This window comes from Lutibacter sp. (assembly GCF_046055765.1).
Taxonomy (GTDB): Bacteria; Bacteroidota; Bacteroidia; order Flavobacteriales; family Flavobacteriaceae; genus Lutibacter.
The window spans coordinates 1-7,550 of the sequence record NZ_JASFZF010000036.1 but is presented as its reverse complement, the minus strand read 5'-3'; the positions used below and the strand labels follow the sequence as shown (position 1 = coordinate 7,550).

General features: G+C 27.1%; 5 protein-coding genes. All 5 read right to left on the bottom strand.

All coding sequences use genetic code 11. The annotated features are described in order from the left end of the window. Positions 1–86: 86 nt before the first annotated feature. Positions 87–803: a DNA repair protein RecO gene (gene recO / locus QM495_RS04245; protein WP_408670866.1), complete on the bottom strand. Its 717-nt coding sequence runs from the start codon at positions 801–803 to the stop codon at positions 87–89. Positions 804–805: 2 nt separating this feature from the next. Beyond that, complete coding sequence (locus QM495_RS04240) at positions 806–3,106, bottom strand: hypothetical protein (RefSeq protein ID WP_408670865.1); 2,301 nt, start codon at positions 3,104–3,106, stop codon at positions 806–808. A 312-nt stretch (positions 3,107–3,418) separates the two neighbouring features. Then, entirely contained in the window at positions 3,419–4,744 is a 1,326-nt protein-coding gene (locus tag QM495_RS04235) for a sensor histidine kinase (RefSeq protein ID WP_408670864.1), read from the bottom strand. Positions 4,745–4,747: 3 nt separating this feature from the next. Continuing rightward, positions 4,748–5,485 carry a LytR/AlgR family response regulator transcription factor gene (locus tag QM495_RS04230; RefSeq protein WP_408670863.1) on the bottom strand — a complete coding sequence of 246 codons (738 nt, stop codon included), beginning with the start codon at positions 5,483–5,485 and terminating at the stop codon, positions 4,748–4,750. 78 nt (positions 5,486–5,563) lie between these two features. Beyond that, positions 5,564–7,550: penicillin-binding protein 1C (gene pbpC / locus QM495_RS04225; RefSeq protein ID WP_408670862.1), on the bottom strand; the 1,987-nt coding region annotated here is incomplete at its 5' end.

The window sequence follows — 7,550 nt, the reverse complement described above, 5'->3', positions numbered from 1 at the left end:
TGTTCCTCTTTCTACTACTTTTATTTGTTGAGCCTTCACAGAAAGTGTCATAAAAAAAAGAAAAACAATACCTAAAACCTTCATAACTAACTAAATATAAGTTTTAATACTTCTAATGATTTTGGCTTTTTAAAGCCTTCCAAATGTAATTGAAAATATTGAATTAAAATAGACAATACAGCTTGCCTATTTGATGCGCTAAAATCAACTGTGTGTAGAATATCAAAATTTATGCCTAAAAGCTTTTTAAACTGCATTAAATTATTTCCGGTAACGGTATTATTTCTAATCTTATTTGTAAATGTTCCTTCTAACAAATCGAAATATGAATTATTAATTGTATTTGTTATAGGATAAAAGCCTAAATATTTAGTTAAATTTAATAAAAATAATAAATGAAAATTTGAAATAGTATCGTGAGTATCTAGCCATAAAAATGCTGTTTCTAAATATTTAAAAAGTGTATTATTTTGCTCTTCTTCACGTATGGTATAATATAATATTTCAGCTAAAAATAAGGCTATAGTTTGCTTTTTAATATCTGTATAAATTGAATTATAAAAATATGTAACTTCCAAATCCCTAATAGAATTTAGGTTTCCTTTATTGTTATGATTTGCCGTTAAATTAAGCTGCATTAATGGTTGAAAATAAGCCGCTTTAATCTTAGATTTTTTCGCTTTTAAAACACCTTTTAGTATGTATGTTTTAATCCCACTACTTTGAGTATAACAAGTTGTAATTAAGCTTGTATCTCCATATTTTATGGTATTTAAAACAATTGCTTTACTGGTTTCAATCATTTTTAATTAACAATAGCAATTTTAGCTACAGTGGTTTCTACAGTATCTTCAGTAATTAATAGCACTATGTAAATTCCAGACGCTACTTTATTACCTGCTAAATTAGTTTTATTCCAAACTACTTTACCTCCAAATAATTCATGACCTTCTTTTGTATTTGTTTCAAAAACTAAATTACCAGCCGTATCTAAAATTTTAACATTTGTCCCATTTGGTAGGTGTGCTCCATTTCTACCATCAATCGTAATAAATTCATTCTCTTTTGTTGATGGATTTGGGTATGCGTAAACTTCAGGTAAACTATCTCCATAAGATGACACATTACTATTAAATGCAACAATACCTCTGTCGGTTGCAAAAAATACTTTTCCTGAATTATTATCTATATCAATTTTTAATATATTGTTTGAAGGTAAAGGTGAATTATCTTTATTGAAACTTCTTAAAGTTGTAATTCCACTAGGATTTGTTTGTAAAACACCACCTGATTCAGTACCAAACCATTTATTATCTGCTCCATCTATTGCTATAGAATTAACAACTTGTTCGCCTAAAAGTTTTTTAGGAATACCATCATCTAAAATTATAACTGGTTCAGCATCAATATTGTTTTCATTAAAAACATTGGCCGCATTATAATAAACAACCAAGCCTTTTTTAGTTCCAATCCATATTCTGTTTTTATTATCTACCTTAACAGTTCTAGCATTTAAATCGGGTAGTGCGCCTTTTGTAAGTTCGGTGGTTAACGATTTTTTATTATTACCATTTTCATTAAAAACTAACACACCATTTCGCCTAGATCCTATCCAAATATTAGTGGTTTTATCTACAACAAGTTCATTCAATCCAAATGCAGGATTAGTTATTACTGAACTCATATCAAAACTAGACCAACTTCCATCTGCACTATATTTTTTTACTCTATCATTTACCCAAGCATTTGCTATCCATAAATTACCCTTATTATCAAAAGCAGTTCCATGTATTCTTGTGCTTGTATAGTTTGGGTTAGGCGCATAAATTAACCTTTCTAAACCACTATTTGTATGATTCCAATTAGTTGTAATTATATCATCTTCAATAATTAACATTCCTCCTCCCCAAGAGCTTAAATATACCTTATTAATATTAATTGGATCAAAAGTAATATGAACCAAATCACTTATGCCAACACCAGAGTATGGTGTGTTTAACCAATTTTCACCGTTAAAATGGCTAAAACCAGATTTTCTACCTAAAGGACTATATGAAGTTCTATATCCACCATAAACAACCCAAATATTATTATCTTTAACTGCAATTGAAAAAGGTAAGTTTGAAACTGGTCCTTCAGGATGAATTTCTTCAAAATTTGAAATATTTTGAAGGTTACTTTTTAAGATTCCAAATTCTTGCGTTCCTAAGTACAGCGTATTATCAATAAAAAAAGCAGTATTTAAATTATAGTAAAATATAGCTGTTGCACTTGTTGTATAGTTTAAAATTTCTAAATAATTCACATCATTTACATATACACTTCTTAGTGTACTTATGGTTAAATTTTCTTTGGAAGATTTTAAGCTAATAATAGCTAACGGATACGTTTTTTGTAATAATAATGTATTATTTTCAATAGTGTATAAATTACGGTTACTTGAAACAACTACTTCATTATTAAACACTTCTATAGCAGAAAAATTATCAGAAAAATGTTGTGTCCAATTATTAAAATCAATTAAATTAGGACTATTAGCATCTGCAGTAAAAATACCATTTTCTGTAGCTGCATAAATAGTATTTCCATAAATTTTAATTTGATTAATTGTGATGTCAGAAGATTGGTTTCCAATAAAGTACGTATCTCCAAATTGAGATATTTCTAAATCATATATAATTATTGCAAATGATGTTGATAGATACAATTTGTTATTGTATTCTGTAATATTATTAATTTGTTTGTTACCCGAATAATTAAAATTTACAATGTCTTTTGCTATAGAAATATTATTTTTGTTGTCGATAATTTCAAGAAGTCCAGTTTCATATCCAATAATAATTTTATCAAAATATTTACTATAATATAAACTGGAGATATTTTCTCCTGAAAGACCATTCACCGAAGATATTTTTGTTATTTCAGATGTACTAATATTATATGTGAAAACAGCATTATCTACAATGGCATATATTACATTCTCTGTTTTTATAAAATCTTTCACATTATTATAGGAGAAAAAGTCTTCCCAGCTATTAGAATAATCAACTTGACCAAACGTAATGTGTATAAAAAGGTAAATAAATATTTGTATAATTTTTTTCATAAAATCATTCAAATATATTTATTTAAAGTGTAAAGAAGAAATTTGAAATCAATCTTTTTTCAAAAAAAAACCTTGAACATTGTAATTCGAATATACAATGTTCAAGGAATAAATAAATCAACCCCAAAGACTTATTTAATGTTTTAATGTATAATGTCAAAACCCCTCTTGACATTAATACTTAACAAATATACACTGTTAAATTGTTTATTTTGGAATAAATTAACAAATGACTTCTAAAAATATATAAATGGCGTGTTTTTTTATGTAAACAGAGTTTTTAGGAGTTAACAACTTCAATAGGACTTTAGCTTAGTTAAGAGGAAACCTAATAGAAACTTTGGTTCCTGTAGTGTTTTCATTAGAAATATCTTTTATTTCAATATCAACGCCTTTATTTTGATGTAAAATTCTAATCCTATTTTCTGTAGCTTCTGCACCAAAGAATTTTTTCTTTTGAGATAAGTGGGTAATTTGTTTTGTTTTATTTATCCCAACACCATTATCTAGTATTTCACATAAAACATAGCCATTATCTTCTTTTATAGATAAATCGATTGTTTTTTCACCCTTTTTTTTCATAATTCCATGCCAAATTGCATTTTCAATAAAAGGCTGTAAAAATAACGGTGGTACTTTTATACTTTCTGAATTTATATTATCACCAATTGTAACATTGTAATTAAACCCACCTGTTACACGCATTTGCTCAAGCTTAACATATAAAGCTAAAATTGTTAATTCTTCTGAAAGGCTTGATGTTGGGCTAGATGAGCTATTTAAAATTACACGAATAAGTTTTGAAAATTTTGTGATGTAATCTGAAGCTTTTTCCACTTCATTTTTAAGTACAAAATTATTAATAGAATTTAGAGAATTAAATAAAAAATGAGGATTCATTTGACTTTGTAAAGCGGTCATTTTAAGTTCCTCCATTTCTTTTAATTTTACCGCTAGTCTAACTTCAGCATTTTTACTTTTATCCTGAATTCTTTTAATAATAAAACCTATAATTATTGAAAAAATAATACTTTGAAGAAACGCTCCTAAATAAACAAAAAACATAGGTTGAACGCCATAATCTATAAAAAATTTGGGCCCTGTAATAATTTCAATAAAACTTACATTAGCTAGTAATACATATATTAAAGAGCCTGCAACAAAATAACGTGCAGAGTTATCTTTGATTTTTGAAATTATTACATAAAACGATGCTAAAGTAAATAGTGTTAAAAATGGAGCTATAATTACAAATGCTTTATTTTGATAATTTTCTCCAAAAAGGAATTGAATTAAAACAAAAACAACTGCTAAAATCAACAGTATTTTTATTTCAATTTCAAAATACTTATCCCATTTTATTAAATGAGCTCTAGTATCTAATAAATCTCTTGCAAAAGCTACATAAGCAGCATAGGCTAAAAATTGAATAGGAAAATTTAAATAGTTATAAAAAGTAGAAGTTTCTTCAGGAAGTAGATGTTGAAATAAATAAATTGTTAACGCTAATAAATACAAACTATAGTATAAATACAATTTGCTTTTATTCTGAAAAAAAATCAAAAAATGATAAATGAATAAAACAAAAAGTCCACCACGTATCCATGAGTATATTTCAGAATGAAAATCTAAAAGCATTCTTTAGTCTAAATATAGTTTTTTAAATAATTCGGCTTTTCTGTTTCTACTAATACTTGCCGTTAAACCATTAGTCATAATTAACTCACCACCTAATCCTTTTAAATATTCTTTTATATGATTTAAATTAATTAAATATGAATTATGGACTCTAAAAAATTCAGGAAATGGAAATTTTTTCTCAACCTCTTTAAGAGTTTTAGAAACTAAAATTTGTTGTTCAGATTTTAAAAAAATTGTAGTATAACTTTTATCAGATTTTAACATTATAACATCGTCTTTATCTAATAAATACACTTTACCATCAGCAGAAATATTTATTTTATCGTTATTATCGTTTAAGTTATTCAATAATAATTTTAATTTATCCTCTAATAAATCACCTTCACTAGATACTTTAATTTTTTCCATTGAAGCTAATAATTCGTCCTTATCAATGGGTTTTAACAAATAATCTATTGCTGAAACTTTAATTGCTTTTAATGCAAATTCATCATGTGCCGTAGTAAAAATTAGATTAAAATCTCTATTTTTAACTTTTTCTATCATTGTAAAACCATCCATTTCAGGCATTTGAATATCTAAAAATACCACATCTGGTTTTTCATTATTAATAATATCAATTGCTTTAACAGGTGAATTACAAGTAGTGATTTTTACGTTCTTAACGTAATTATTTAATTTCCATTCAAGAGCTTCTAAAGCGTCTTTTTCGTCATCAACTAGTAAAATTTGTAGCATATCTAATGTGTGGACGTTAAATTAGTTTTCATTAATTTTTAATGCAAGATACAACATTTGAATATATGTTCAAAAAAGTTAGTCTTTAATTTCAATTTCTCTCTTTATCTCATTTCCAAGCTCATCAATAACTATTATTTGATGCCTTCCTACTTTAGGCATTACTTCTATTTCGTGAATATGTTCTGTAGTTCCAATAAATGTTCTATTTAAATACCAAAACAATTTTGTGTTTGAGTTTGTATGAACTACTTTTAAAAGTAAGTTATTTTTTTCTCCATTAAAATCTTTTGTTAAATAAGTTGTGGTATTTTCTTTTGGAATAATAAACTCCATTTGCGGTTTTCCCTCGCTCAAACAATCTTTTCTGAAATTTGGTAATTTTCTATAAAGAGGGTGATTATTTTTATAATAAAATCCTTGCAAAGGAGGTAAAACAAACCAGCTTTTATGAACCATGTTTTTAAGAGTTTCACATGAAGAATTTACTTGATATTGCTCATTTTTATCTAAATGTACCCAAATATGGTATGGACAAGGTTTTGTTTTTAAACCAGCCCTTTGTACAAAAACAGTGTCTTTTATCTCACAAATATCACTAGCTCTATAACCACTTTTACTACAAATAGGTATTTTTACTAGTTCGTCAAAAGGTTTTTCAAACCAATTACTTTTGGGTAAAACGTCAAATACATTAAACAAAATAGGAGCTGCTGCAGAAATTCCTACCAAACCTGGTCTTCCTTCTCCGTCAGCATTTCCAACCCAAACACCAACTGTATAATCTTTGGTCGTTCCAATTGCCCACGCATCTCTAAATCCAAAGCTTGTACCGGTTTTCCATGCTATTTTATTTGAACCGTTATAAAATTCCCAACTTTCTTCACCTTCTGGTCTATTTACTTTATTTAATGCTTCAAAAGTTAAATAGGTTGAACCTGCGTCAAAAATTGTTTTTTCAACTGAAATTTCACCAAAATTAGGTTTAAAATTTGCTAAATATGAAGGTTCTAAAAATTCATTTTTATAATATTTTCCTTGAGTATCATCATAATGATTAATAGTTGAAGCCATAGACGCATAACTTTTACATAAATCCCATAAATTACTTTCTGCACCTCCTAAAATTAAGGACAATCCATAATGATTTGCATTATACTTTATGTCTTTCAATTTTAACTCTTTTAAATAATGATGAAATCTATCTAACCCAAAACTTCGTAACATTCTAACTGCTGGAACATTTAATGATTTAGATAATGCAATACTTGCAAATACGGCTCCATCAAACTTTTTATTAAAATTTTGCGGTTTATAACTTCCTATTTGCGTTGGAATATCAGCCACTAAAGTGTTAGGTAAAATATCTCCAGCATCTAACATTGCAGCATATAAAAAAGGTTTTAAAATACTTCCCGTACTTCTAGGTTTGTTTACAATATCAACATTTTTTTGATGTAATTTTGTAGTTGGTGAATTGCCAATATAAACTAAAATTTTTCTAGTTTTTACATCTAAAATTAACACTGCAATATTGTTAATTTCATTTTTTCTTAATTCATTATAATGTTCTTTTACTATTGAATTTACACGCTGTTGTAAATTCATTTTTAAAGAAGTTTTTACTCGTTTTCCTTTTTGAGTTTTAGTTACATTTTGTAATAAATGAGGTGCTATTTGAGGAATTTTATATGGCTTTTGTGGTAATTCTTCTTCAATCGCTAATTCGTATGTTAGCGTATCAATAATTTTTTTATTAAACAGTTTTTTTAACAACCTATTCCGTTTCTCAACTAATTTTTGTTGATTTTTTCCCGGATAAATTAAACTTGGTGCATTTGGTAATACAGCTAATGTTGCACTTTCCGACCAAGAAAGCTCATTTGCTAACCGACCAAAATAACGCCACGAGGCAACATCCAAACCAACAACATTTCCACCAAAAGGTGCATTTGAGGCATATAGCGATAAAATTTTTTCTTTTGAATATCTAAACTCCAGTCGAGTAGCTAAAATTAGCTCTTTTATCTTTTCAAAATAAGTCCTTTTTTGATTTTTACGAGAT

Bases quoted from the DNA above. Each gene is read 5' to 3' on its own strand.
- QM495_RS04235 (WP_408670864.1), bottom strand. From the start codon at position 4,744: ATGCTTTTAGATTTTCATTCTGAAATATACTCATGGATACGTGGTGGA.
- QM495_RS04230 (WP_408670863.1), bottom strand. From the start codon at position 5,485: ATGCTACAAATTTTACTAGTTGATGACGAAAAAGACGCTTTAGAAGCT.
- recO (WP_408670866.1), bottom strand. From the start codon at position 803: ATGATTGAAACCAGTAAAGCAATTGTTTTAAATACCATAAAATATGGA.
- QM495_RS04240 (WP_408670865.1), bottom strand. From the start codon at position 3,106: ATGAAAAAAATTATACAAATATTTATTTACCTTTTTATACACATTACG.